Source organism: Achromobacter sp. ACRQX, assembly GCF_022346505.1.
In the GTDB taxonomy this organism is placed as follows: Bacteria; Pseudomonadota; Gammaproteobacteria; order Burkholderiales; family Burkholderiaceae_B; genus Achromobacter; species Achromobacter animicus.
The window spans coordinates 223,242-248,320 of sequence record NZ_JAKRML010000004.1 but is presented as its reverse complement, the minus strand read 5'-3'; the positions used below and the strand labels follow the sequence as shown (position 1 = coordinate 248,320).

Here is a 25,079-nt window from a genome sequence, read left to right as displayed (position 1 = left end):
TGGTGACGCTGGGCTACGACGTGGACAAGCCGTGGCGCGACCTGCCCAAGAAGGACCGCGACTGGATCCTCTACACGGACGAACAGCCCACGGTGCCGGTCTACGCAGGTTTCACGCCGGCCGAAACGCGCGCGGCGCTGCGCCGCAAGACCGAACCCAGCTACATGGGCACCTATACCGGCGCGCGCCGCTACGTCATGCACACGTTCGCCACCACGCAGAGCGCCATGATGAAAAAGCGCGTGGCGCGCTTCATGACCGGCGCGCCCTGCCCGGAATGCGGCGGCCGGCGCCTGAAGCGCGAGGCGCTGTCCGTGACGTTCGCGGGCCTGGACATCGGCAGCCTGTCGCAACTGCCGCTTGCCCGCATCGCAGAGGTTCTGGCGCCCGCCGCCGAAGGCCGGTTCGACGAACACGCGGCGCAGTCTGGATCGACGCGCAGCAAGGCTGCGGGCGTGCGTGCCAACGCCAAACGCGTGGCGGCCGGCGGGCTGTCGCATGCCGGCAGCAGCGACGTGCGCCGCACGCCGGACCTGTCGCCCGAGAAACGCATCGCCGCGCAGCGCATTGCACATGATCTGGTCGAGCGCATCGGCACGCTGCAGGCGCTGGGCCTGGGCTATCTGGCGATGGACCGGTCCACGCCCACGCTGTCGCCCGGCGAGTTGCAGCGCCTGCGGCTGGCCACGCAGATCCGCTCCAACCTGTTTGGCGTGGTCTACGTGCTGGACGAACCGTCCGCCGGCCTGCACCCCGCGGACGGCCAGGCGCTGCACCGCGCGCTGGATCAGCTGAAAGCGGGCGGCAACACGCTGTTTGTCGTGGAGCACGATCTGGACACGCTGCGCCGCGCCGACTGGCTGGTCGACGTGGGGCCGGGCGCGGGCCAGCACGGCGGGCAGGTGCTGTACAGCGGTCCGCCGGAGGGGCTGCGCAAGGTGAAGGATTCCGTCACCGCCAAGTACCTGTTCGACATGCGCCCCGCCAGCCGCCGCATCCCGCGTGAACCGGCCGGGTGGCTGGAGCTGCGCGGCATTCATCGCAACAACCTGCACGGCGTGGACGCGCGCTTTCCGCTGGGCGCGTTCACGGCGGTGACGGGCGTGTCCGGCTCGGGCAAATCCAGCCTGGTCAGTCAGGCGCTGGTCGAACTGGTGGGCGAGCATCTGGGCCAGGAACTGCCGCCCGAGGAACCCGACAGCGACCTGCCGCAGCCCGGCAATTTGCCGCGCACCACGGGCCGGCTGCATGCGGGCGGGCAGGCCATCAAGCGCCTGGTCAACGTGGACCAGAAGCCCATCGGCCGCACGCCGCGCTCCAACCTGGCCACCTACACCGGCCTGTTCGATCACGTGCGCAAGCTGTTCGCCGACACCAAGGCCGCGCGCGCCCGGCGCTACAGCGCGGGCCGCTTCTCCTTCAACGTCGCGCAAGGGCGCTGCGAGACCTGCGAGGGCGAAGGCTTCGTCCACGTCGAACTGCTGTTCATGCCCAGCGTGTACGCGCCGTGCCCCACGTGCCACGGCAGCCGCTACAACGCCAAGACGCTTGAAGTCGAGTGGAATGGCCGCAACATCGCCCAGGTGCTGGACATGACGGTGGACGAAGCGCGCGATTTCTTCAAGGACGAGGCGGTGGTGGCGCGCCCCTTGACGCTGCTGGCCGAGATCGGCCTGGGCTATCTGCGCCTGGGCCAGCCCGCCACTGAACTGTCCGGCGGCGAAGCCCAGCGCATCAAACTGGCCACCGAACTGCAGCGCAGCCAGCGCGGCAACACGCTGTACGTGCTGGACGAGCCCACCACGGGCCTGCACGCGGCGGATGTGGACAAGTTGATGACGCAGCTGCACGGCCTCGTGGATGCCGGCAATACCGTCGTCGTGGTCGAACACGACCTGCGCGTCGTCGCGGGCAGCGACTGGATGCTGGACGTCGGACCGGGCGCCGGCGAAGAGGGCGGCGCTATCGTCGCGGCCGGCACCCCGGAAGCCGTCAGCCGCGGCAACGCGGGCGTCACCGCCCCGTTCCTGCGGCGTTTTTTTGACTGAGGAAACATGGAATTCACCTACCGCCCCGCGCGCGGCGAAGACGTCGCGGCCTGCATCGACATCCGGGGCAAGACCCGCGAGAACGCGTTTTCCGCAGCGGACCTCGCCGCGGTCGGTGTCACGCTCGAATCATGGACCGCGGCCGTCCAGGACGGCTCGCTGCCCGGCTACGTGGCCACGGTCGACGGCAAGGTCGCCGGGTACTGTTTCGGAGACACCGAAGCCGGCGAGATCGTCGTCCTGGCGCTGCTGCCCGACTTCGAGGGGCATGGCGCGGGCAAGACGCTGTTGAATCTGGTCGTGCGCGATCTGAAGGCGCTGGGTTTTCAGCGGCTGATCCTGGGATGCGCCAGCGACCCCGCCGTCCGTTCGTATGGCTTTTACCGGCACCTGGGCTGGACATCGACGGGCACGTTCGACGACCGGGGCGACGAGGTGCTGGAGCTGTTTCCGTAAAACGCGTTTCGTGCGCGCCCACGGTCCTACTGCTGCATTTCCTGCGCAAGCGTAGCCTGCATGCGCTCCATGCTTTCCTGGCCCACCTGGATCAAGCCGCTGCCCGGCTGATCGATATCCAGGATGAAGGTCAGCACCAGGGCAATCAGCGCAGCAAACATCCCGGTGGAAATCGGCCGCCGCCGTCCATACAGGCCCGTGCCGTACGCGATATAGCCCATCGAGCCGCCCGCCACGATGAACAGCAGGTAGTACACCGGCTCGGGCACGTGATTTTCCAGCGCGACGCGCCGCTTCTCGTTGATCTGCGCCATCTCGTTGATGGCCTGGATGAACATGATCGTGGAGATGGACGGCGGATTCTCGGCCCGCGCCGCCACCGCCGCCCGGATCTGGCGTTCGATGCGGCGTGCCGTGGCGTTGGCGGCGGCAAAACGCGGCGAATCCTGGTCGGCCAGGTGGTAATCCAGCGATGCCGACGTGTATTCGTGCAGCATCTTAGCCACCACCGGCCGGTGCTCAGTGGGAATGAGCTGCGACCGCCAGTAGGCGTTGCCGATGGCGTTGGCCTCTTCCAGCACCAGGTTCTTGCGCGTCTCGAACCGCGTGACCGACATGGCGAACGTAAACCCCAACAGCAGGGCCAGCAGGCCGAGCAGGGCGGTCTGCAGTGCGGTGATGTGCGTCTTGGCGGCCTCGTCGGCCGGCTTGCGCAGCCGGCGGCCAAGGCGATAGCCGACCTCGATGACGCCCAGGAAAATGATGAGCACGACGAAAAAGAGGATGACCTCGTCGACTTCCCGCAGCATGCCGCTTTCCCCCCGGATCGGATTTGCGGATCAGCGTATGCCGATTGCGCGGCGGCGGCAAGCCTGGCCGAACGCCGGGCCATCCTGTCAGCGAAACGCCAACATCTTGGAGTAAGGTGTCGCTTCTTAACCCCAAGACCCGCACGGAGCAGAACTTGAAATACCGCAAACTCGGCCGTACCGACCTGGATGTCAGCCTGATCGGGCTGGGCACCATGACCTGGGGCGAGCAGAACACCGAAGCCGACGCGCATCAGCAACTGGACTACGCGCTGGAGCGCGGCGTCAACCTGGTCGACGTGGCCGAGATGTATCCCGTGCCGCCCAAGCCCGAAACCCAGGGGCTGACCGAAACCTACATCGGCACGTGGCTGGCCAAGACCGGCCGCCGCCAGGACATCGTGCTGGCCAGCAAGGTGGCCGGCCCCGTGCGCGATGCCAAGCGCCCCGGCCACATCCGCGACGGCAAGACGTTCCTGGACCGCAAGAATCTGACCGCGGCCCTGGACGCCAGCCTGAAGCGCCTGCAGACGGATTATCTGGACCTGTATCAACTGCATTGGCCCGATCGCACCACCGCGACGTTCGGCCAGCTCAACTACCCCTGGGTCGAAGACGAGCACACCGTGCCGATCGAAGAGACGCTGTCGGTGCTGCAGGACTTCGTGCGCGCCGGCAAGGTGCGCCACGTGGGCGTATCCAACGAAACCCCGTGGGGCGTCAGCCAATTCCTGCGCCACGCGCAGAACGCCGACCTGCCGCGCATCGCGTCGATCCAGAACGCGTACAGCCTGCTGAACCGCGTGTACGAGATCGGCCTGTCGGAATTCACGCACCACGAAGGCGTAGGCCTGCTGGCGTATTCGCCGCTGGCGATGGGCATGCTGTGCGGCAAGTATCTGGACGGCGCCAAGCCGGCCGGCGCCCGCCTGACCGTGTACACGCGCTTCACCCGCTACAGCAACCCCCAGGCCGAAGCCGCCACGCGCGAATATGTGGAACTGGCGCGCAAGCATGGCATCTCGCCGACGCATCTGGCGCTGGCTTGGGTGAATCAACGCCCGTTCGTCACCAGCAATCTGATCGGCGCAACGTCGCTGGAGCAGTTGAAGGAAAACATCGACAGTGTTGATGTGACGTTGTCGGCTGAGGTGCTGGACGCGATCAACCAGATCCACGTGCGTCATCCGAATCCGGCGCCTTGAGGCGCGCGGGGCGGGACGGGAAGCCGTTCATGCCCCGATGGAAGGCGGTTGATCTCCTTCGAGGTCAACAACCGAAAAGCTCACTTGCGAAAGCGGTGGGCTTTTTTCATTTCCGAGGGCGAGTTCTGTAATGCAGTCGCTGGCACGCATGTTTCAAGCAGGGAGGCTTCAAGTCGCGCGTCGCATCACGGGAGAAAAGTGAATCAGGCAATTTTCGCGTTTATCTGATTCAAGTCGGCTTCTGCGACGCTCAGACTTTCGCGCATCAGTAATTGCCTGGAGCAATGATGACAGCGCGCCCGATCATTCGTGTTGGTGACAAGACGACCCATGGCGGAAGGGTGTTGGAGGGGTTTTCGTCCTACGACATCGACGGCAGGGCGGCAGCAGGGCTTGGTCACAAGGCTATGTCGGTGTGGCGGTCGGATTCACCCCAGATGAACTGATCAACGGAGCAGGGATCGCTCAGGCATTGCATGACACTTTGGGCGCCTTGGCAAAACGGCGAATGCCGACCATGCAGAATCATCCGGAAAACGGCGGATGGCCTGCTAGCGCAGACGATAGGCCGGACCATATTTCAATTCAGTTGGGGTGTGACCTGTACGCAAACGTCAGACCTCATGCACTGACCCCGGACATCCTGCTTGGAACAGTCGAAGCTGTACCGTTGCCTTGGGGAAACAGCAGGGGAAGTTCGAAAGAATTGCACGTCTGCGAACGCTAGCTAGGGCAAATATGCGGATTCTCGGAAGGTCAATTTGCATCCTGCTGGCTTTGCTAGGAGGGTTGTGTGGAAGTCTGGTAATTTGGGGTTCGCTGACGCCTACGGTGGTACTCCACTATGCGCAAGACGCTGCAGCGCCCGTGGTGGTTTACTTCAACGATAATCATCGCCTCACAAGGGAAACCCTTCATCCCGGGGAGTCAGTCAGATTTTCGACCACGATGTTTGCGTCGCCGGCGTCGTGGATTGAGGTCAGCACGCCATTCGTCAATCGCCGAAGCGTAGAGATTACGGGCAAGTTCAGTCGGGTGGATGTGTGCATCAGTGCACAAGCGCGGTTTAGCTCGCACACAAGGCATCAGTATTTCTCGCGCTTCACGTCGCCAAGTGAGCCATGCGGGGTTGCCGATCACGGGCGGTAGGAGGCCGACTGCTGTTCGCCAAATCGGAGCGCGACGGAATCGATTTCGATCCCGCAATCCAGGGATCCGTCCACCGCCATCACAGCAGGTCCCGCATTCATGTCTGCCGACGCACCGGAACCTCCCACAACTTCTCCGGCGCAAAATCCGCCTGTTCCCCCTTCTTCGCATACCCCAGCGGATTCGCAATCACCCGGCAGCCGTCCTTCACGTAATCCTGCGCGCAGTGCAGATGCCCGTGAATCCACACGTCGGCCAGCGGCAGCAATCCATCCAGCGCGTTGCAAAACCCCGCCGTGCCCGGCGTGACGCCATAACGGGGATCAGCACTGGCCAATGTCGGCGCAAAGTGCGTGACCGCCACCGTCGTGCCGTCGAAGGGCACGCGCAGGGCGGCGTCCAGCCATTGTTGACAGGCCAGCCCCTGCTCGCGCATCTGTTCAGCCATGAAGGGAGCGCCATGGCGGCGCATCTCGGCCTTTTCCAGATAGAAGTCCGCCGCGCGGAAAGCCTTCGCTCGCTTCTTCAGCGCTTCACCCAGCGTGTCGTCCGGCGCCGCGAGCGCGTCGAAATCCGTCCACAGCGTCGTGCCCACGAAGCGCACCCCGCCGATGACGGTGGTCTCGCGTTCCAGCCACTGGATGTCCAGCGCGCGGCACAGGTCTTGCAGGCGCGCATGTGTCTCGTCGAAATCCACGTTGTCGTATTCGTGGTTGCCCGGCACGTAGAGGACGGGCGTCGGCCAGCCGTGGCGCGGCGAATAGTCGCCCAGGCCGAAGTCGTCCCGTTCCAGCCGCGAACCCTGACGGTACGAGCCGATGTCGCCCGCCAGCACGAGCAGGTCGGCGCCCGGCAACGGTTGTGCCACAAAGGTGGGATCGGTTTCAAGATGCAAGTCGGAAAGCAGTTGGATCTTCATGGGGGCTATCTTAGGCGACGGACAGCCGCGCTGCGCCTCGCCGGCATCCATGCGACACTTTCCCCCATGCGTTGACCACCCCAATCCCACCCAAAAAGGAGGAATTCCCATGCGTATCGTGTTTGCCGCCGCCGCGCTCCTGCTTGCAGCGGGGGCGCAGGCCCAAGTGCTCAAGTGTGACCAGGCGTCCACCCAGACCGACATGAACCTGTGCGCGGATCAGGCGTATCGCCAGTCCGACGCCGAGTTGAACGCCGCGTACAAGGAAGCGACGGAGCGCCTGAAGGACAGCAAGGACGCCTTGACGCAACTGCAGGCGGCGCAGAAAGCGTGGCTGTTCTTTCGCGATGCCGAATGCGCGTTTTCGTCGACAGGCGTGACGGGCGGCAGCGCCTATCCGATGGTGTTGAGCATGTGCCTGGATAAGCTCACGAAGGTCCGGACCAAGGAATTGCGCGCGTATCTGGCGTGCGAGGAAGGCGACACGAGCTGCCCGGTGCCGCGCAAGCCATGAGTGCTGCCGCGCAGAATGCCGGACATCAGGCCAGCCCGGACGTCAGCCGTCCGAACACCAACAACCCGGACATCGCCGACCCGGCCGCCGGCATCCCCGACACCGGCCTGATCATTGACGAGCATGGCAAGCCGCGTTGCTTCTGGCAGCCGTCCATGCCGGACTATCACGATCATGAATGGGGCCGGCCCGTCGTGGACGACAGGCGCCTGTTCGAGAAGATCTGTCTGGAAGGTTTTCAGGCCGGCATGGCGTGGATCACGATCCTGCGCAAGCGCGAGGCGTTTCGCGAGGCCTTTGACGATTTCGACATGGAACGGGTGGCACGTTATACCGAGCGCGACGTGGAGCGCCTGATGGGCAACGCGGACATCGTGCGCAACCGGGCCAAGATCGTGTCGGCCATCAACAATGCGCAGCGCGCGCGCGAACTGGCCGACGAGACCGGCTCGCTGGCCGGCTGGCTCTGGTCGCATGAACCGCCGCCGCAGGACCGACCGGCGGCGGTGGATCGGCATTATTGGGACAGCAATCCCACATCCAAGGCGTCGAAAGAACTCTCTCGCGCGCTGAAGCGGCGCGGCTGGACGTTTGTGGGCCCGACGACCATGCATGCCTTCATGCAGGCCGTGGGCATGGTGAACGAGCACATGAGCGGTTGCGTCTGCCATGGGCAGATCGAGGCGGCGCGCGCGTACTTCCGGCGTCCGGGCTGAACCAATGCGCGGCAATGCAGGCGCTGGCGGTATCGCCGGCCTGCAAGTCCGCAAAGACGGGCTGCGTCAGAACCGTGTCAAACCACGCTGATGCGCAACTCGGCCAGCAACGCCGCCGCCTGCGTCTTGGAGATCGTCGCGCCGGCCAGCCGGGCGGCCGCCGTCAAGTCCAATCCGCCAAGGTCCGCTTCCCGCAGGTCCGCGCCTTCGAAGTGGACGTTTTTCAACGTGGCGTTGCGCAGGCTGCCGCCGTGAAACACCGTCTCGCGGAAGTCGCTTCCCGACAGGTCCGCGTCCGAGAAATCCAGCTGCAGCAGCTTGCACTTGCGAAACGACACGCCGCGCAGCAGCGCGCCGACCAGCAGGCATTCCTCGAGCGACCAGCCCAGGCACGCAATGCCATCGAAATCCGATCCGGTCAGCTTGCACGACCGGAACTTGGCGCTGGCCAGCCGCGCGCGGCGCCAATTGGCGTTGTTCAGGTCGCAGTTCTGAAAGAGGGCCTCGCTGGCGTCCGCCGACGCAAAGCTGGCCGACCCGCCGCGGCAGCGTAGCCATTGGCTATCAGTCAGATCCGCGCCCTGGAACGAGGCGCCCGCAATCGCGCAGCCGCTGAACTGGAAGCCGCGCAGTTCCAGGCGCGAAAAATCTGCGTCCTGAAAGTCGCAGTCCACGAACGACAGCGCCTTGCCTGCCGCCGTCTCGATGAGGGCCTGCATGGCCTTGCGGTCGATGTCCTGTCCCTCGATCGGCGCAGTAACGGGTTGCGTCATGCGGATCAGGCCGAGGCGTCGGACTGCAAACGGCCCAGGATGAACCCGTCGACGGCGCTCGTGCGGCCGCGCCACAGCGTCGGCTGGCCGGCGATGGGCGTGCCGTCGGCGGTGAAGAACAGGGCGTCCGCCAGGTGAATGTAGTTGGGCAGCGGATCGACGGGCTGGGGCAGGCGGAACACGTCGCCCAGTTCGGCCAGCGAGGCGTGCACGGTCTGGCGCGTGTCGGGGTCCAGCGATTCCAGCGAGCCCGAGAAGCTGGCCGCGAAGGTGTCGAAGTACTCGGCGCCCGAGACGATCGAGCCGGAGACCAGCATGCCGCCCATCTGCAACGTCACGCCAATGCTTTCGATCTGGCTGCCGTTGTTGACGAGGTTTACCAGGAACTGCAGGAAGGCGTCTGCGGCGGGCGTGGCGGCAGCGGGCTGGCTCGAAGGGGTGTCGATGCTCATGAGAAGGGTCTCTGGAAGATTTGCGAGAGGCACAAGATACTCGAAGGGCGCTAAAAATGGTCGGACCGCAATCCGGAGAGAAACGGGCGGTTCGGGCGGCTGACCCGGTTTTCCGGCAGCGCGGGCCGGGAGTATGTTGGCACCCTGACCGCCAATCCCTCCGGAGCATCCATGAGCAGCGTGAATTTCCTGGGTATCAATGCCGCCGCCGGCCAGTCCGCGCCGGCCGCCAAAAATGCCAACGCCAACGCCGGCGAAAGCTTCCGCGCGGCGTTTGCCGATGCCACCGAGCGCAATCGTTCTGCCATGGGCCAAGGCGTGTCCGGCGCCTCGCAGGCCGCGGCGTCGCAGGCCGAAAAGGAATTCCTGGACTACGCCGGCATGTCGCTCGAGGACAAGATGTTCTACGCGGCGCTGGCGAGTCTGGGCATTTCCAAGGAAGAATACGACGCCATGTCGGCCGCCGAACGCCTGGAAGTCGCCAAGAAGGTCGCCCTGGCGATGCAGCAATTGGCGAAGGCCGAGAACACGCAGGAAGTGCTCTGACGTGTTGACCGCCCGATGTGAGAAGGCCCGCTTGTGCGGGCCTTTTTCACCTTACCAGCCCCAGCAGGTGCCGGCCGCAGGCTTGCCGCAGGTGCGGTAGTTCACCGCGAACCACAGCTTGCCCGCGCCGCGCGGCGTGCCGTCGGATGTCTTGACGTCGTTGCGCGGCAGTTCCTCCAGCGTGTCGCGCGCCGTCTTGGTGGCCGAGCCGCTGGCGGCATTGGCTTCCAGGACGATGCGGCCCAGGCTGGCGGCGTCGCGGTCTTCGAACACGATAGCCGTGTCAGCCAACGCGCTCATCTTCACCGACGCATCGCGCACGGCGGCGGCGTAGCTGTCGTTGGCCCCGGTGGGCAGGATGTCCTTGTTCAGCGTACTGACCGCCAGGATTTCCGCGGGCGTTGCCGGCGCCTGCATCTTGTATTGGTCCAGGCCCTGCAGCTGCCCGGCCGCGGCCTGGCGGCGCAGCCAGTCGCCCCACAGGAATTCCGCGAATTCAGGCAGGTTGCCGTTGCTGTAGGCGATGTCGCGCGTGAAATACACCAGGGAGCGGTAGCGGTCTTCCTGCATACCGCCGGGCTCCTGCGCATTGGCGAGGCCGACGCGCGTGGGCAGCTGGTCGACGGTGATCGGCTGGTTCTGGCCGTCACGCAACCATGCCCGGCGCTCGTCGACCAGACGCTGCCAGAAGGCCGCCGCGGTCGGGAGGTCGCTGTAGTTGGCGTCGACCTTCACCCACACGGGGAGCTTCGGGCCGCCATCAGATATCTCGCGCAGGGACGAGAACGTGTGGTGGCCGTCGGTCAGGTACAGGTTGCCGTCCCAACCCACGATCACCGTCTTCAGGTTGGCCGTATTCGTGCCCGGCGCGTCCAGGCAGGTGAACGTTTCGGGCTGGTCCAGGCGCGCGGCGCGCGCCTCGGCGATGCTCTGGAACTTCTGCGCGCGCTCGGCGCCGCCCACGTCTTCGCAGTAGTCGTCGAACTTCTTGCCGACGGTGCGGTTCAGGTAATCCAGTTGCAGGACGGGGTCGGCCGCCCAGGTGGCGCGGTCGAAGTCGCCTTGCCAGCGGCCGAGCTTGTAATAGATCTGGTCGTAGCCGATCGCGGCCTGGGTCGGATGCAGTTCTTCGATGCGGACCTGGATGACGTCGCCCGCCTTCTTCTGCAGATAGGCCGTGTTGCGCGGAGGCGTTTGGGGTTCGGGTTCCGGTTCCGGTTGCGGCTGCGGCGTGGGCTGCGGCGCCGGGGTTTCAGCGACGGGCGGCTGGACGTCGTCATCGTCATCATCGCCGCCGCCATTGCAGGCAGCCAGGGCCAGCGGCAACAAAGCCAGGGCCAGGGCGCGCATCAGGCGCGACGGACGGAAAAGGGGAGAAAGCGCGGATTCGGTACGGGAGGGCATGGCAGTTCTTGGGGGCTGCGATCAGTAAGGGAGGCCGATCATGCCGGACGCGTGTTTCCTGCGCATTGCACGTCACCGAGAAACTGACCGAGCATAGGCCGCGCGCACGGCCGGGGGCAAGGAGATAATGGCAGCGCGTCCGGCACCGGACCGGGCGTCAAGCAGACACATACCAAGGAGGCTGCCGGCAATGGCTTACATCACATTCTGGCGCGTCTGCGTCGTACTGACGCTGAGCGCGATCGGCTTTGGCGCCGCCGCGGAAGACCGCGCCGATAGCGCGCGCGGCGCCCAACTGCTGGAGGCATCCGGCAAGGGCGATGCGGCGCGCGTGCGCCAATTGCTGGCAGAGGGCGCGCCGATCGAGGCGCGGGACGGGCAGGGCAATACGCCGCTGCTGCGCGCCACGCAAGGCAACCACGCGCAGGCCGCGGCGGCGCTGATCGACGCCGGCGCAAACGTGAACGCCCAGAACGGCATGCAGGACAGCGCATACCTGCTGGCGGGCGCGCAGGGCTATCGAGAGATATTGGAGCTGACGCTGTCGCATGGCGCCGACCTGAAAAGCACCAACCGCTATGGCGGCACGGCCCTGATTCCGGCGTGCGAGCGCGGTCACGTCGAGGTCGTGAAGCGGCTGCTGCAGGCGGGCGTGGATCCCAACCACGTCAACCGGCTGGGCTGGACGGGGCTGCTCGAGGCCATCATCCTGAGCGACGGCGGCCCGCGCCATCAGGCCATCGTGGCGCTGCTGATAGAGGGGGGAGCGGACGTGAATCTGCCCGACAAGGACGGGCTTACGCCATTGCAGCACGCGCGTCAGCGCGGCCAGACGGAAATCGTGCAGATGCTGGAGCGCGCCCGGGCGCGGTAGCGACCCGGGCGGCAGGATGGGCCGGCGCCGCGGGGCGGCCGGCCCGGCACACGCTTAGAACTGGTGGCGGATGCCCACGCCAGCGGCGGTGCTCTTCAGACCGTCGATGAACGCGTAGTCCGTGCCGTACGAACCGTAGGCGTACAGGTTGGTGCGCTTGGACAGGTCGTAGGTGTAGCCCACGCTGTACACGTTCATGTTGGCGTCGCCGCCCGTCAGCTTGTCGTTGGACGGAGCCACGTGCTGCCACGAGGTGAACAGGCTGCCCGAGGCGCCCACCGGGAACGTCGCGCCCAGCATGTAGGAATTGGCCTTGAAGCCGTCCACGAAGCGGTTGGTGCCGAACTCATCGCTGAACGGCGTGCCCGACGGCAGATCCTGGCCGACGAACCAGCCGTCGGTGGTGCGGCCGTAAGCGGCAGCCAGCTTGACCACTTCCAGGTCGTACGAAGCGCCGACGGCGTATTGGCGCGGCGTGGCGCCGTTGTCGACGGTGCTGCGGTTGGCGCCGTTCAGCTGGTCGTACGTCAGCGTCACGTTCAGGGGACCCTGCACATAGCGCAGGCCGGTGGTGATGCCGCGCGTGTTGTCGGCGGTCTGGAAGCCGGTCTGGTCCGAGGTGGTGTCGTCCACGCTGAACGAGTAGCCCACGGCGAATTCAAAGCCGTTCACCGACGGGGTGCGGTACATGACCATGTTGTCCCAGCGCATGGTGTTGGCCGCGCTGAAACCCAGGCCCAGGTTGGATTGGGTGTAGCTGGTGTAGAAGGGGTCGATGTCGGCCAGGTAGTTCGAGCCGACCGTGGCCTGACGGCCGAATTCCAGCGAGCCCCAGGCGTCGTTGGCCAGACCGATGGTGGCTTGGCGGCCGAACAGGCGGCCGGATTGGCCGCGCTGGCCGTTGGCCGAATCAAAGCCGCTTTCCAGCTTGAAGACGGCGCGCAGGCCGTCGCCCAGATCTTCGGATCCGCGCAGGCCCCAGCGGGAGCCGGCCTGGATGCCGTTGATCATGCCGACTTTGGAACCACTGTAGCCATCGCCCTTGATCTTGTTGTAGCCGAGGCCGGTGTCGATGACACCGTAGAGGGTGACTGACGGTTCTGCCTGGGCAACGCCTGCGAAAGAGGCCAGCATTGCCGCGGCGAGCAGCGTCTTTTTCATCCGGAAAACTCCTGAGTTGCAGTTGAAGAAAAAGCAAAAGGAACACGACGCCAAGCATCAACCTGACGGTGTTCCTCGGCGCATAGTGTAGAACAATGCGTTAATTGTCGTTATCCACCGTCAATTCTTGCCAAAATTCGAACACTTTCTAGTGGGGCGTTCAGGTGCTTTTTCTGGGACGAAGCCGAGCGAATTGACCTTGCGGCGTCATAGTGGCATCTTGCCCAAAACCTCAATCACGGAACCCGCTCCTTGGACTTTCCCCAACCGCTCGTCACCGTCGACGCCGTCCTTCTTACCCTGCGCGAATCCGGCCTGGAAGTCGCGTTGCATCAGCGCGACCGCGAGCCGCTTCAGGGCGCCATGGCGCTGCCGGGTGGCGTGGTGCACGCCAACGAAGACACGTCCACCGAAGACAGCATCCGGCGTGTATTGCGCGACAAGACCGGCTTCGAGCCGCGCTACCTGGAGCAATTGCAGGTGTTTTCCGGTCAGGATCGGGATCCCCGGGGATGGTCGATGTCGGTCGCCTATGTGGCGCTGGTGCCCGCCGCCGAACTGGAAGCCGCCACCCGCGCGGAATTCCGTTTTGTCAGTGTGGACGCCTTGCCGCCGCTGGCGTTCGACCATGCGGACATCATCACTGCCGCCGTGGACCGCCTTCGCAGCAAATCCACGTACTCCACGCTGCCGTTTTTCCTGCTCCCCGAGCGCTTCACGCTGACCCAACTGCAACACACCTACGAGGCAATCCTGCAGACCCGGCTCGAGAAGTCGAACTTCCGCAGGAAGATGGAAGCGTGGGGTGCGCTGGAGGCGACCGACGAAGTGGTCGGGGGCGCGCAGCGTCCGGCGCGTCTTTACCGGTTGAAGGATTTCACCTTTTTCGACCGTAGCGTCGGCTGATTCGACGGGACGAGCCATTTTTCAGAGCAAAGATAGTTGCATAACAACAATAAGTAGGCATATACTGGCCTCACTTAGTTTTGAAATGCCACTAAGGGGCCATCATGTTCACCATCACTGCGGTAATCGAAGGACAACGCAAGACCGATACGCCAGCCGCGTTCCGGTTTCCCGGCGGCGAAATGCAGGTCACCATTCCCGCCGGCTTGCGTGAACATGCCGACGCCGCCCGCGAATTCCGCATCCACGCCTTGCTGAAGTCCGCCGACGACGTCATGCAGTTGCTGCTGCTGACCGACGCGCTGCGCCGCCTGAACCCGGCCGCGCCCGTGCATCTGGACATGCCCTATGTGCCGTATGCGCGCCAGGACCGCGTCTGCAATCCGGGCGAGGCGCTGGGCGCCGCCGTGTTCTGCAAGCTCATCAATGACCAGCAGTACGCCACGGTCACCATCGTGGAACCGCACAGCGACGTCACGCCAGCGCTGTTGCAGCGGGTGCGGGTGATCGACGCCGCCGCCTTCCTGAAGAAAGCGCTGGCCGCCCCGGCCTTTGCCCAGGGCGTCACGCTGATGGCCCCGGACGCCGGCGCCCGCAAACGGGTGCAGTCGTTGGCCAAAACGCTGGGCGTGGCGGACGTGCGCTACGCGGAAAAGGTCCGCGACCCGCAGACCGGCCGCATTACGGAAACCCGCGTGCCCGACGATATCCCCGCCCAACCGGTGCTGGTGGTCGACGACATCTGCGACGGCGGACGCACGTTTCTGGAACTGGCCGCCGCCCTGGGCGACAAGACCCGCCAGCCGCTCTATCTGTATGTGACGCACGGCATCTTCAGCAAGGGCTTGACCGAACTGAAGGCGCGATACGCCGGGATTTTCACCGCCTACGACTGGACCCGCACCGAAGAGGCGGCCGCGACCGCCGCCGGTGCGGTGCTGGTCAACTAAGCATGCAGATCAACCAAGAACACAGATCAACCAAGTAGGAACCCGCCATGAATGCCCCCGACACCCTGGCCCCCCAGCTCAAGAATGGCCTGAATCCCTTCCTGCAGGCGGACTTCTACAAGACCGGCCACCCGTTCCAGTACCCCAAGGGCACGAACAAGATCCTGGCCAACTTCACGCCGCGCTCGGCCCGCCTGGCGCCGGTGTTGCCCGAATTGTTCGACGAGAAGATCGTCTGGTTCGGCCTGCAAGGATTCATCAAGGAAATCCTGATCGGCCTGTTCAACCGCGAGTTCTTCGGCAAGCCTGCCAGCACCGCCGTGCGCCAGTACCAGCGTCGTGTGGACAACGCGCTGGGCAAGGGCGCGGTCACGGTCGATCACCTGCAGGCGCTGCACGACCTGGGTTATCTGCCGCTGGAGATCCGCTCGGTGCCCGAAGGCGCGCGCGTCGACATCCGCGTGCCGCCGGTCACCTTCATCAACACCCAGCCGGAATTCGCCTGGCTGGTGACCTACATCGAAACCCTGTTCAGCTGCGAGTCCTGGAAGCCCTCCACGGTTGCCACCATCGCCTTCGAATACCGCAAGCTGCTGACGTACTTTGCGCAATTGACCGGCAGCCCGATGGCGTTCGTGGACTGGCAGGGCCACGACTTCTCGATGCGCGGCATGGCCGGCCTGTACGACGCGCGCAAATGCGGCGCGGGTCACCTGCTGTCCTTTACCGGCACGGACACGATCCCGGCCATCGACTACCTGGAAGACCTCTACAACGCGGATTCAGACCGCGAACTGATCGGCGGCTCGGTGCCGGCCACGGAGCACTCCGTGATGTGCCTGGGCAGCAAGGAAGGCGAGATCGAGACCATCCGCCGCCTGGTCAAGCAGGTGTATCCGGCCGGCATCGTGTCGGTGGTGTCTGACACCTGGGACTTCTGGCAGGTGGTGACGGACTTCGCCGCGGCGCTCAAGTCCGAGATCATGAGCCGCCAGCCGGATGCGCTGGGCAACGCGAAGGTGGTGTTCCGTCCGGACTCCGGCGACCCCGTGAAGATCCTGACCGGCTATTTCTGCACCGACGTGCCGGACGTGCAGGACCGCGCCGCCCTGCAAGCGGCGCAGGCCGCCGGCTTCGAGGCCGTGCGGGATGCGGCCACGGGCACGTATTGGCTCCTGGGCGAAGACGCCAGCGCGCAGCAGACGCTGCGCGCGCCGGAGGTGAAGGGCGCGGTGCAATGCCTGTGGGACACGTTCGGCGGCGTAGAGACCGATCGCGGCTACAAGCTGCTGGATCCGCACGTGGGCCTGATCTACGGCGACTCCATCACGCTGACCCGGGCGCGCGACATCCTGGTGCGCCTGGAACGCAAGGGCTTTGCGTCGGGCAACGTCGTGCTGGGCATCGGGTCGTACACCTATCAGTACCTGACTCGCGACACCTTCGGCTGGGCGCTGAAGGCCACGTATGCCGAGGTCAACGGCGAACCGCAGGAACTGGTGAAGGACCCGGTCACCGATTCCGGCGTGAAGAAGTCCGCCAAGGGCTTGCTGCGTGTCGACAAGACGCCGGACGGCTATGTGCTGCACGACCAGCAGACGCCCGAGCAGGCGGCGGGTGGCGCGCTGGTGTCTGTGTTCCGCGACGGCGAACTGCTGGTGGAACAAAGCCTGGCCGAGATCCGGGCGCGGCTGCAGGGATCGTGGACCTGCCCCGAGGCGGGCAGCATCCGCTGGCCGGCCTGCTGATCCCGCCGGCATTCGCCAGTATCTGCCGGCAGATCAGACGACAACGGCGCCCTTGCGGGCGCCGTTTCTCATACGTGGCGGCGAATCAGTCCGGCCGGCGTGCGCGCTTTTCCTCGCGCACGAAGATCACCACGCCCACGATCACCATCAGCGCCAGCGCGTACCAGGTGATGGCATACGTCAGGTGGTTGTTCGGGAAGTTGATCATCGTAAGCCCGCCCACCGGTTCGCGGGCGGCATCCTTGCCGGGACTGGACGCAGCGTCGGCGTCGATGAAGTAGGGCGCCACGTCGGCAAGTCCGCGCGCCGTCGCGATGCCGGGCAGATCGCGTGAATACCAGAGGTTGGCGGCCGGGTCGTTGTTGCGCAGAAAGCCGCTGGCCGGTTCGCCCATGCGCAGCAATCCCGTGACCTGGCCTGGCGCCGGCGGCTGGGCGGTATTGGCCGCGTCCTTGCGCCATGCCGGCAGCACGAAGCCCCGGTTCACCAGCACGATGCCGCCGTCCGCCAGCTGCAGCGGCGTCATGACCCAATAGCCGCTGCCCAGTTCGGTGGCGGCCTGCACCAGCGTCTGCTTGTCGAAGTGGTAGGTGCCGGAGGCGGTGACGTGGCGGTATTCGGCGTTGTCCTGCGTCAGCTGCGCCCATTCATTCTTGCCGGGGGCGGGCGCTGCCGGCGCATGGGCGCGCTGATCCACCTGCGCGATCAGCGCGCGTTTCCAGGCCAGCCGGTGCACCTGCCAGGTGCCCAGGGCGCAAAGCCCGGCGAATATGACGACAGCCAGCAACCCCAGGATGACCAGGGTTGCCTTGCTGCGCGGATTACGGGAGGTGTCGCGTGAAGAAATGTCTTTGACTGCTGCCATCAGGGCATCTTGCGCATGTCATGCGGTGACATGGGCATCATGTTGGAGTTCAAGTGGTACATGATCCAGATGGATCCGCTGAGCGTGATGACGACCAGCACGAGCGTGAATATTAACGCCAACATGTTCCACCCGCTTTCGGACTTGGTGTCCAGGTGCAGGAAATAGATGATGTGGACCACGATCTGCACGACGGCAAAGGCCAGGATCACCAGGCCGGTGACCCGCGAGCTGTCGATGACGCGGTCCATGACCAGCCAGAACGGAATCGCGGTCAGGATGGCGGCCAGCACGAAGCCGGTCATGTAGCTCTTGAAGGTGCCGTGGCCGGCGCCGTCGTCATCGTCATGGTGGCCATCGTGATGATCGTGGCCGCTATGGCCTCCGTGGCCGCCGTGGCCGGTGTCGGCCAGGTTATCCATGTGCGACGTCATGGCAGCACTCCCATCAGATACACGAACGTGAACACGCCCACCCAGATCAGGTCCAGGAAGTGCCAGAACATCGACAGGCACATCAGGCGGCGGCGGTTTTCGGGGATCAGCCCATGCAGGCGCACCTGCAGCATCAACGTCACCAGCCACACGATGCCGAACGTGACGTGCAGCCCGTGCGTGCCGACCAGCGTGAAGAACGCCGACAGGAAGGCGCTGCGCTGGGGACCCGCGCCCTGGTGGATCAGGTGCCAGAACTCGTAGATTTCCAGCGACAGAAAGCCCAGGCCCAGGATGCCGGTGACGGCAAGCCACAACTGCGTGGCGCCGATGCGGTTGCGCCGCATCTCCAGCATCGCGAACCCGTAGGTGATGGACGACAGCAGCAGCAGCGACGTGTTCACCGCCACCAGCGGCAAGTCGAACAGGTCCGCGCCGGATGGGCCGGCCGCGAAGCTTCGGCCCAGCACGCCGTAGACCGCGAACAGGCACGCAAAGATGAGGCAGTCGCTCATCAGGTAGACCCAGAACCCAAGCAGCGTGCCGTTCTTGGGGTGGTGTTCGCCAGGAACGTAAAAGACGGGTTCCTGGGAAGACGGCGCGGCGCCGCCGGGCATGGGGTGGGCGAGGGTATCAGACATGTTGCGCTAGCAGCCTTGTGCGGGCGTCTTCCGTGGCGACGACCTCAGCGGCCGGCACGTAGTAGTCGCGCTTGTAGTTGAAGGTGTGGATGATCGACACGAGGATCAGCGCCGCAAACGACAGCACCACCAGCGGCCACATGTGCCAGATCAGCGCAAAACCCAGCACCACGCTGATCCCCGCCAGGACGATGCCCGCCCAGGTGTTCTTCGGCATGTGGATCGGAATGAAACCCTGTTGCGGACGCTGGTAGCCGTGCTGCTTCATCTGCCACCAGGCGTCCAGGTCGTGCACGCGCGGCGTGAACGCAAAGTTGTACACAGGCGGCGGCGACGAGGTGGACCATTCCAGCGTGCGGCCATCCCACGGATCGCCCGTGGTGTCGCGCAACTGATCGCGGCGGCGGTAGCTGACCACGAGCTGGATGATGAAGCTGGCGATGCCGCACGCGATCAGCAGCGCGCCGAAGGCCGCGATCTGGAACCAGATCTGCAGCGACATGTCTTCAAAGTGGTTCACGCGGCGCGTCACGCCCATCAGGCCCAGCACGTACAGCGGCATGAAGGCCACGTAGAAGCCCACCAGCCAGAACCAGAACGAGCACTTGCCCCAGAACGGATCCAGCTTGTAGCCGAATGCCTTGGGGAACCAGTACGTGATGCCGGCCATCAGCCCGAACAGCACGCCGCCGATGATCACGTTGTGAAAGTGCGCGATCAGGAACAGGCTGTTGTGCAGCGCGAAGTCGGCGGGCGGAACCGCCAGCAGCACGCCCGTCATGCCGCCGATCACGAACGTCACCATGAATCCCAGCGTCCAGAGCATCGGGACTTCAAAGCGGATGCGCCCGCGGTACATCGTGAACAGCCAGTTGAAGATCTTGGCGCCTGTCGGGATCGAGATGATCATTGTCGTGATCCCGAAGAACGAGTTCACGCTGGCCCCGGACCCCATGGTGAAGAAGTGGTGCAGCCACACCAGGTACGACAGCACGGTGATCACGACTGTGGCGTACACCATGGACGCATAACCGAACAGGCGTTTGCGGCAGTATGTGGACACCACTTCGGAAAAGATGCCGAAGGCCGGCAGGATCAGGATGTAGACCTCGGGGTGGCCCCAGATCCAGATCAGGTTCACGTACATCATGGCGTTGCCGCCAAAGTCCGCCGTGAAGAAGTTGGTGCCCACGTAGCGGTCCATCGACAGCAGCGCCAGCACCGCCGTCAGCACCGGGAACGCCGCCACGATCAGCACGTTGGTGCACAGCGCGGTCCACGTGAAGATGGGCATGCGCATCATCTTCATGCCGGGCGCGCGCATCTTCACGATGGTGACCAGCAGGTTCACTCCCGATAGCAGTGTCCCCACGCCCGCTATCTGCAAGGCCCATATGTAGTAATCGACGCCCACGTCCGGACTGTGCAGGATGCCCGATAAGGGTGGATACGCCAGCCAGCCGGTGCGGGCGAATTCCCCCACGAACAGCGACATCATCACCAGGATCACGCCGCCCGCGGTCATCCAGAAGCTGAAGTTGTTCAGGAACGGAAACGCCACGTCGCGCGCGCCGATCTGCAGCGGCACGATGAAATTCATCAGCCCCGTGACCAGCGGCATGGCCACGAAGAAGATCATGATGACGCCGTGCGCCGTGAAGATCTGGTCGTAGTGGTGCGGGGGCAGAAAGCCGGTGGAGTCGCCGAAGGCCACGGCTTGCTGCGAACGCATCATGATGGCGTCGGCAAAGCCGCGCAGCAGCATGACGATGCCCAGGATCACGTACATGATCCCGATCTTCTTGTGGTCGATGCTGGTGAACCACTCGCGCCACAGATAGCCCCACTTCTTGTAGTACGTGACGGAGCCCAGCAGCACGATGCCGCCAGCCGCCACCACGAAGAAGGTGCCTAGCAGGATGGGGTCGTGAAAAGGAATGGCGTCCCAGGTAAGCCGGCCGAAGATCAGCTTGGTGAGGTCAGGTTGATCAGGCATCTCGATTCCAGCAAAAAAACCGCGTTTACATGGAGCACGTCGCGTGCCGAAAAACCTGCCGCGCTAGAGCACCAGTCCTTCAGAGGCCGTGCACATTGCGCCGACATACTTGCGCGGCGGCGTTTCCGTAAGGCCCAGCTTCTCGCGCACTTGCGGGTCCAGGGTGGTGAGGTTGTGCGCGCCCGGTATGCCGGCGCCGCCCTGCGCGTCGATGGCCATCGCATCGCGCATGCACATGCGGTTGGGTTCGACGCAGCGGTTCACGATGGCGTCGAAAAGGCCGGGCGCAACGGTGGCGTAAAGCTGCACCGGGTTGCGCTCGCTGGGTTGTTCAAGCTTCAGGTACGCCGCGCGGTCCAGCGTGGCCTGCGATTTCTGGGCCTGCGCGACCCAGTCGTCAAAGCCCTTCTGGTCCAGGCCATGGAAGCGGAAGCGCATGCCCGAAAAGCCCGAGCCGCTGTAGTTGGCGGACAGGCCTTCGTATTCACCGGGATGGTTGATGACGGCGTGCAGCGTGGTCTGCATGCCAGGCATGGCGTAGATCTGACCGGCCAGCGCGGGCACGAAGAAAGAGTTCATGACCGACGACGACGTGATCTTGAACTGGATGGGGCGGTCCACCGGCGCGGCCATTTCGTTGACGGCGGCCACGCCTTGCTCGGGATAGAGGAACAGCCACTTCCAGTCCAGCGCGACCACTTCGACGACCAGCGGCTTGGTGTTGGGCGGCACTTCGCGGCCTTCGGACAGGCGCGCCAGCGGCCGGTAGGGATCAAGCTGGTGCGTGCTGACCCACGTGAGCGCGCCAAGCGCGATGATGATGAGCAGCGGGGCCGCCCAGATCAAAAGCTCCAGCATCGTGGAGTGGTTCCAGTCGGGGTCGTAGGCGGCGTCCTTGTTGCTGGCGCGATAGCGCCATGCGAACAGCAGCGTGAGGATGATGACCGGCACGATGATGATGAGCATCAAGCCGGTGGAGATGATGATCAAGTTGCGTTGTTGCACGGCCACGTCGCCCGATGGCGACAGCAGGACCGCATTGCACCCGGCGAGCAGCGGCAGGGCGGCAAACAGGATCAATCCGCGGAGCCTTGCGAAGGACGACATGGTCATACCCCGAAACGTAACCGTGCGAAGTAAACGAAACACTACGCTGGAAGCCGCGAAAAATCTAGGGTAAAAAGAGCAAAAGTATGCACGGGAACGCGTGCGGGGCAGTCATGGGCCAAAACGCTTGCGGCTTCCTGCATGATGCGCGTACCGTGGTGCTGGTGTGTTGCAAGATCGTAGACAAGGCGTATTCAGAACCTTCTTTTGCGAGCGAACCCATGTCGACCACCACGCAGTATCCTGGTCATCCCTCTCCCGGTTCCGGACCCGGGGCGATCAGCGGCGGCACCAGCCACGCCAAGGTGGCGCCCGGTGAAATCGCCGTGGGGGTGGTCGTTGGACGCGCCTCTGAATACTTCGATTTCTTCGTCTTCGGCATCGCGTGCGTGCTGGTTTTTCCGAAGGTGTTCTTTCCCTTCGAAGGCCAGCTGGAAGGCACGCTGTCAGCCTTCATCATCTTCTCCTTCGCCTTCATCATGCGTCCCATCGGCACCGCGCTGTCGATGGCGATCCAGCGCCGATGGGGCCGCGCAACCAAGCTGACCGTGGCCTTGTTCGTGCTGGGCACCGCGACCGTCGGCATGGCGTTTTTGCCTAGCTATGAATCGATCGGCGTGCATGCCATCACCTTGCTCGCGGTCTTCCGCTGCTTGCAGGGCCTGGCGTTTGGCGGCTCGTGGGACGGGCTGCCGTCGCTGCTGGCGCTGAACGCGCCGCCCAACCGGCGCGGCTGGTATTCGATGATGGGTCAGCTGGGCGCGCCTGTGGGATTTCTGGTGGCCAGTGCGTTGTTTCTCTATCTGCACATCACGCTGACGGAGGCGGACTTCATTGAATGGGGCTGGCGCTATCCGTTCTTCGTGGCGTTCGCCATCAACGTGGTGGCGCTGTTTGCGCGGCTGCGGCTGGTGGTGACCGAGGAATACACGCAGCTGCTCGAAGAAGGTGAACTCGAGCCCATCGGCATCCGCGAGATCATCAGCCAGCAAGGCTACAACCTCTTCATCGGCGCCTTCGCCGCGCTGGCCAGCTATGCGCTGTTTCACCTCGTCACGGTTTTTCCGCTGTCGTGGATCGCTGTCAGCGGCACGCAACAGATTTCGGATGTGCTGATCGTTCAGATCATCGGCGCGGTGATCGGCATCCTGGGTACGATCGCTTCCGGGTGGCTGGCTGATCGCATCGGGCGGCGCACCACGTTGGGTTTGCTTGCCATGCTGATCGGCGTGTTTGCGGTGGTGTCGCCCTGGCTGCTGGGCGGCGGGCCGAAGGCGCAGGATGCATTCATCCTGATCGGCTTTGCGCTGCTGGGTCTGTCTTACGGGCAGGCGTCTGGTACGGTCACTGCCAACTTCACGCGGCGGTTCCGTTATACCGGTGCAGCCTTGACCTCTGATATGGCGTGGCTGGTCGGCGCGGCGTTCGCACCGGTGGTGGCGCTGGGGCTGTCGGCGCGATTCGGGCTGGTGGCAGTCAGCGTGTACCTGCTGTCTGGCGTGGCGTGCACGTTGATTGCGCTGCGCATCAACAAGGTGCTTGAAACGCGCGATTGAATACGGGGCAGTGGGTTGCTGCCCCGGTGTCTGACGTTCAGCCCACAAACCCCTCCAGCACGTTTGCGACGTTGATGCCCACGTCGGCGACCGCATAGCCGCCCTCCATCGTGAACACCGTCGGCAAGCCAAGGTCGGCCAGCATGCGGCCGACCTGCAGATAATCGGCGCTCTTCAATTTGAACTTGGATATCGGATCGCCTTCGTAGGTATCCACGCCCAGCGCAACGACCAGCGCATCGGCCTTGAACGCGCGCACCGCGTCCAGGCCCTGCTGCAATGCCGCCGTCCATGCGGCAAAGTCGCTGCCGGCGGGTAGCGGCAGGTTCAAGTTGCAGCCCTGGCCCGCGCCGTCGCCGCGCTCGTCCGCGTATCCCAGGTAAAACGGATACTCGGTAGTCGGATCGCCATGGACCGACACGGTCAGCACGTCGCCGCGGTCGTAGAAGATGCTTTGTGTGCCGTTGCCGTGGTGATAGTCCACGTCCAGCACGGCAACGCGCTGCGCGCCGGCATCGCGCAGCGCCTGGGCCGCCAGCGCCGCATTATTCAGAAAGCAGTAACCGCCAAAGAAGTCCGCGCCGGCGTGATGGCCGGGCGGCCGGGTCAGCGCCATCGCCGCGCGCAGGCCCTGGCCTTGGGATACGGCGCGCGCGGCGTCGATCGCGCAGGCCGCGCCCGCAGTCGCCGCTTCCCACGTGCCGGCCGTCAGCGGACAGCCGCTATCGAACGAGAACAGCCCGACGCGCGCCGCGAAGTTCGTGGGTTCGACGTCGTGCCGAAATCCGCGCACGGGCCAGATCGACGGCAGCACGTCCAGATCCGCGTTGGCCGGATCCAGCGCAACCCATTCGTTCCAGGCGCTTGCCAGAAAGTCCACGTAGCGCGGCGTGTGCACGCGCTTGATCAGTTCCATGTCGGGCGCGGAGGGTGCGCGCAGCTCACCGATGCCGCGCTGACGCAGCGCGTCCAGCACGTATTCCAGCCTGGCCGGCGTTTCGTGGCAGGGAACCAGCTTGCCGCGGAACATCTCCTGGCGGCCGCTGTGTTTGTCGTGAACGGGATTGTGGAAGATCAGCACGATGGAAAGTCCTGGAAGGGTAGGGCAGGCGGATGCGCCGCTACAGTGGCCGGAAAATATACAGCGCCACGGCGGGCAGCTCGCGCAAAACGGAATAGACGTCGCGTAATTCGAAAAATGCAGGGTATGCGCCGCTTACGTCCGCGACGCCCTGGCGCTTGAGCGCGAGCATCGTGCGCGGCACATGGAAATACTGCGTCACGGCCATCGCGCTTGTGTAGCCGTGCTGGCGCATGTAGGCGCTGGCGTGGCGGGCCGTGGCCCAGGTGTCGACGCCGGCGCTGTCCACGACGATGCGGTCGGCGGGCACGCCGCGCGCCAGCAGGTAATCGCGCATGGCGGCGGCCTCGTCCGTGCCCGCGGGATCCACGCCGCCGCTGACGAACAGGACGCGGCAGGTTGATGCGGCGTAGCAGTCGTAGGCGCGGTCCAGCCGCGCGGCCAGGCGCGGCGAAGGCTGGCCGCCGGGTTCAACTTTGTTGCCCAGCACGACGGCCACGTCGGCGTGGCGCGCGCTGGTTAGCAATCCGGTCGCGGCCAGCGCCGCCGCGGCTAGCAGCACGAGCGCCGCCAACGCCATCAAGGTGCGGGCCGCAAATCGGTAGGTCGAAACGGTCATGGGGGGAGCCAGGATTCAGGGCAAGGGCAGGAGCTTACGGCAAAAGGCATTCGGGGCAATCTCACGCCTGAACGATGACTGGTAGCGGGCCAGGGGGCGGGCCGCCGCCCCGCGCTTGCGGGTAAACGCGCAGTGCGCGTCGGCGGGTGG

The 25,079-nt window shown here is 64.8% G+C and carries 26 protein-coding genes; 13 read left to right on the top strand and 13 right to left on the bottom strand.

What is annotated here, in order from left to right:
- Positions 1-2,048: excinuclease ABC subunit UvrA (locus tag MHZ91_RS06510; protein WP_239212998.1), on the top strand; the 2,048-nt coding region annotated here is incomplete at its 5' end.
- Between the two features lie 6 nt (positions 2,049-2,054).
- Positions 2,055-2,504 carry a GNAT family N-acetyltransferase gene (locus tag MHZ91_RS06505; protein WP_239212996.1) on the top strand — a complete coding sequence of 150 codons (450 nt, stop codon included), beginning with the start codon at positions 2,055-2,057 and terminating at the stop codon, positions 2,502-2,504.
- 26 nt (positions 2,505-2,530) lie between these two features.
- On the opposite strand, the gene MHZ91_RS06500 is transcribed toward MHZ91_RS06505, so the two are convergent.
- Positions 2,531-3,313, bottom strand: a complete 783-nt coding sequence (locus MHZ91_RS06500) for a hypothetical protein (RefSeq protein ID WP_175137645.1) — start codon at positions 3,311-3,313, stop codon at positions 2,531-2,533.
- 155 nt (positions 3,314-3,468) lie between these two features.
- Between MHZ91_RS06500 and MHZ91_RS06495 the strand changes: the two genes are divergently transcribed.
- The 3 genes from MHZ91_RS06495 (at position 3,469) to MHZ91_RS28345 (ending at position 5,245) form a co-directional block, all read left to right on the top strand.
- On the top strand, positions 3,469-4,518 hold the full coding sequence (locus tag MHZ91_RS06495; protein WP_175137646.1) for an NADP(H)-dependent aldo-keto reductase: 1,050 nt from the start codon (positions 3,469-3,471) through the stop codon (positions 4,516-4,518).
- Between the two features lie 284 nt (positions 4,519-4,802).
- A complete protein-coding gene (locus MHZ91_RS28245) occupies positions 4,803-4,964 on the top strand; it encodes a PAAR domain-containing protein (protein ID WP_367353039.1) in 162 nt (53 codons plus the stop codon).
- Positions 4,934-5,245: a polymorphic toxin type 44 domain-containing protein gene (locus MHZ91_RS28345; RefSeq protein WP_370647787.1), complete on the top strand. Its 312-nt coding sequence runs from the start codon at positions 4,934-4,936 to the stop codon at positions 5,243-5,245. Before MHZ91_RS28245 ends, MHZ91_RS28345 begins: the two co-directional genes overlap by 31 nt.
- A 519-nt stretch (positions 5,246-5,764) precedes the next feature.
- Here MHZ91_RS28345 and MHZ91_RS06490 read toward each other — a convergent pair.
- A complete protein-coding gene (locus MHZ91_RS06490) occupies positions 5,765-6,586 on the bottom strand; it encodes a metallophosphoesterase (RefSeq protein ID WP_239212994.1) in 822 nt (273 codons plus the stop codon).
- Positions 6,587-6,695: 109 nt separating this feature from the next.
- Here MHZ91_RS06490 and MHZ91_RS06485 point away from each other — a divergent pair, with 109 nt between their 5' ends.
- On the top strand, positions 6,696-7,100 hold the full coding sequence (locus MHZ91_RS06485; RefSeq protein ID WP_175122735.1) for a lysozyme inhibitor LprI family protein: 405 nt from the start codon (positions 6,696-6,698) through the stop codon (positions 7,098-7,100).
- A gap of 155 nt (positions 7,101-7,255) precedes the next feature.
- The gene (locus MHZ91_RS06480; protein WP_239213015.1) at positions 7,256-7,816 is read left to right on the top strand and encodes a DNA-3-methyladenine glycosylase I; all 561 of its coding nucleotides are present in this window, start codon (positions 7,256-7,258) and stop codon (positions 7,814-7,816) included.
- Between the two features lie 77 nt (positions 7,817-7,893).
- Here the strand turns inward: MHZ91_RS06480 and MHZ91_RS06475 are convergent, their stop codons facing one another.
- Both MHZ91_RS06475 and gvpU read right to left on the bottom strand, forming a co-directional pair.
- Positions 7,894-8,589, bottom strand: a complete 696-nt coding sequence (locus MHZ91_RS06475) for a pentapeptide repeat-containing protein (RefSeq protein WP_239212992.1) — start codon at positions 8,587-8,589, stop codon at positions 7,894-7,896.
- A 5-nt stretch (positions 8,590-8,594) separates the two neighbouring features.
- Positions 8,595-9,041 (bottom strand): gas vesicle accessory protein GvpU, encoded by a 447-nt coding sequence (gvpU, locus tag MHZ91_RS06470; RefSeq protein WP_175122738.1) that lies wholly within the window; start codon positions 9,039-9,041, stop codon positions 8,595-8,597.
- 171 nt (positions 9,042-9,212) lie between these two features.
- Here gvpU and MHZ91_RS06465 point away from each other — a divergent pair, with 171 nt between their 5' ends.
- On the top strand, positions 9,213-9,587 hold the full coding sequence (locus MHZ91_RS06465; RefSeq protein WP_175184482.1) for a hypothetical protein: 375 nt from the start codon (positions 9,213-9,215) through the stop codon (positions 9,585-9,587).
- Positions 9,588-9,638: 51 nt separating this feature from the next.
- Here MHZ91_RS06465 and MHZ91_RS06460 read toward each other — a convergent pair whose 3' ends face one another.
- Positions 9,639-10,991, bottom strand: a complete 1,353-nt coding sequence (locus MHZ91_RS06460) for a ParB/Srx family N-terminal domain-containing protein (RefSeq protein WP_239212990.1) — start codon at positions 10,989-10,991, stop codon at positions 9,639-9,641.
- Between the two features lie 190 nt (positions 10,992-11,181).
- Here MHZ91_RS06460 and MHZ91_RS06455 point away from each other — a divergent pair, with 190 nt between their 5' ends.
- Entirely contained in the window at positions 11,182-11,865 is a 684-nt protein-coding gene (locus MHZ91_RS06455) for an ankyrin repeat domain-containing protein (RefSeq protein WP_239212988.1), read from the top strand.
- Between the two features lie 54 nt (positions 11,866-11,919).
- Here the strand turns inward: MHZ91_RS06455 and MHZ91_RS06450 are convergent, their stop codons facing one another.
- Entirely contained in the window at positions 11,920-13,026 is a 1,107-nt protein-coding gene (locus tag MHZ91_RS06450; RefSeq protein ID WP_175122742.1) for a porin, read from the bottom strand.
- A gap of 252 nt (positions 13,027-13,278) precedes the next feature.
- On the opposite strand from MHZ91_RS06450, the gene MHZ91_RS06445 reads away from it, so the two are divergent.
- The 3 genes from MHZ91_RS06445 (at position 13,279) to MHZ91_RS06435 (ending at position 16,630) form a co-directional block, all read left to right on the top strand.
- Positions 13,279-13,932, top strand: a complete 654-nt coding sequence (locus MHZ91_RS06445) for an NUDIX hydrolase (protein WP_175137656.1) — start codon at positions 13,279-13,281, stop codon at positions 13,930-13,932.
- Positions 13,933-14,036: 104 nt separating this feature from the next.
- Positions 14,037-14,882 carry a ribose-phosphate diphosphokinase gene (prs, locus tag MHZ91_RS06440; protein ID WP_239212986.1) on the top strand — a complete coding sequence of 282 codons (846 nt, stop codon included), beginning with the start codon at positions 14,037-14,039 and terminating at the stop codon, positions 14,880-14,882.
- A gap of 47 nt (positions 14,883-14,929) precedes the next feature.
- Positions 14,930-16,630 carry a nicotinate phosphoribosyltransferase gene (locus tag MHZ91_RS06435; protein ID WP_239212984.1) on the top strand — a complete coding sequence of 567 codons (1,701 nt, stop codon included), beginning with the start codon at positions 14,930-14,932 and terminating at the stop codon, positions 16,628-16,630.
- Between the two features lie 85 nt (positions 16,631-16,715).
- Here the strand turns inward: MHZ91_RS06435 and MHZ91_RS06430 are convergent, their stop codons facing one another.
- The 5 genes from MHZ91_RS06430 to cyoA form a co-directional block, all read right to left on the bottom strand.
- On the bottom strand, positions 16,716-17,495 hold the full coding sequence (locus MHZ91_RS06430) for an SURF1 family protein (RefSeq protein ID WP_239212982.1): 780 nt from the start codon (positions 17,493-17,495) through the stop codon (positions 16,716-16,718).
- The gene (gene cyoD / locus MHZ91_RS06425) at positions 17,495-17,917 is read right to left on the bottom strand and encodes a cytochrome o ubiquinol oxidase subunit IV (RefSeq protein ID WP_370647789.1); all 423 of its coding nucleotides are present in this window, start codon (positions 17,915-17,917) and stop codon (positions 17,495-17,497) included. The genes MHZ91_RS06430 and cyoD overlap by 1 nt, the downstream gene beginning before the upstream one ends.
- A gap of 8 nt (positions 17,918-17,925) precedes the next feature.
- Entirely contained in the window at positions 17,926-18,570 is a 645-nt protein-coding gene (gene cyoC / locus MHZ91_RS06420) for a cytochrome o ubiquinol oxidase subunit III (protein ID WP_175137660.1), read from the bottom strand.
- Positions 18,563-20,566, bottom strand: coding sequence for a cytochrome o ubiquinol oxidase subunit I (cyoB, locus tag MHZ91_RS06415; protein ID WP_105240365.1), 2,004 nt, complete (start codon positions 20,564-20,566; stop codon positions 18,563-18,565). The genes cyoC and cyoB overlap by 8 nt, the downstream gene beginning before the upstream one ends.
- Positions 20,567-20,629: 63 nt before the next feature.
- On the bottom strand, positions 20,630-21,673 hold the full coding sequence (gene cyoA / locus MHZ91_RS06410; RefSeq protein WP_239212980.1) for a ubiquinol oxidase subunit II: 1,044 nt from the start codon (positions 21,671-21,673) through the stop codon (positions 20,630-20,632).
- 221 nt (positions 21,674-21,894) lie between these two features.
- Between cyoA and MHZ91_RS06405 the strand changes: the two genes are divergently transcribed.
- Positions 21,895-23,229 carry an MFS transporter gene (locus MHZ91_RS06405; protein ID WP_175122748.1) on the top strand — a complete coding sequence of 445 codons (1,335 nt, stop codon included), beginning with the start codon at positions 21,895-21,897 and terminating at the stop codon, positions 23,227-23,229.
- 37 nt (positions 23,230-23,266) lie between these two features.
- Here MHZ91_RS06405 and MHZ91_RS06400 read toward each other — a convergent pair whose 3' ends face one another.
- The gene (locus MHZ91_RS06400; protein ID WP_370647786.1) at positions 23,267-24,310 is read right to left on the bottom strand and encodes a histone deacetylase family protein; all 1,044 of its coding nucleotides are present in this window, start codon (positions 24,308-24,310) and stop codon (positions 23,267-23,269) included.
- 40 nt (positions 24,311-24,350) lie between these two features.
- Complete coding sequence (locus tag MHZ91_RS06395; RefSeq protein ID WP_239212979.1) at positions 24,351-24,929, bottom strand: YdcF family protein; 579 nt, start codon at positions 24,927-24,929, stop codon at positions 24,351-24,353.
- Between the last annotated feature and the right edge of the window lie 150 nt (positions 24,930-25,079).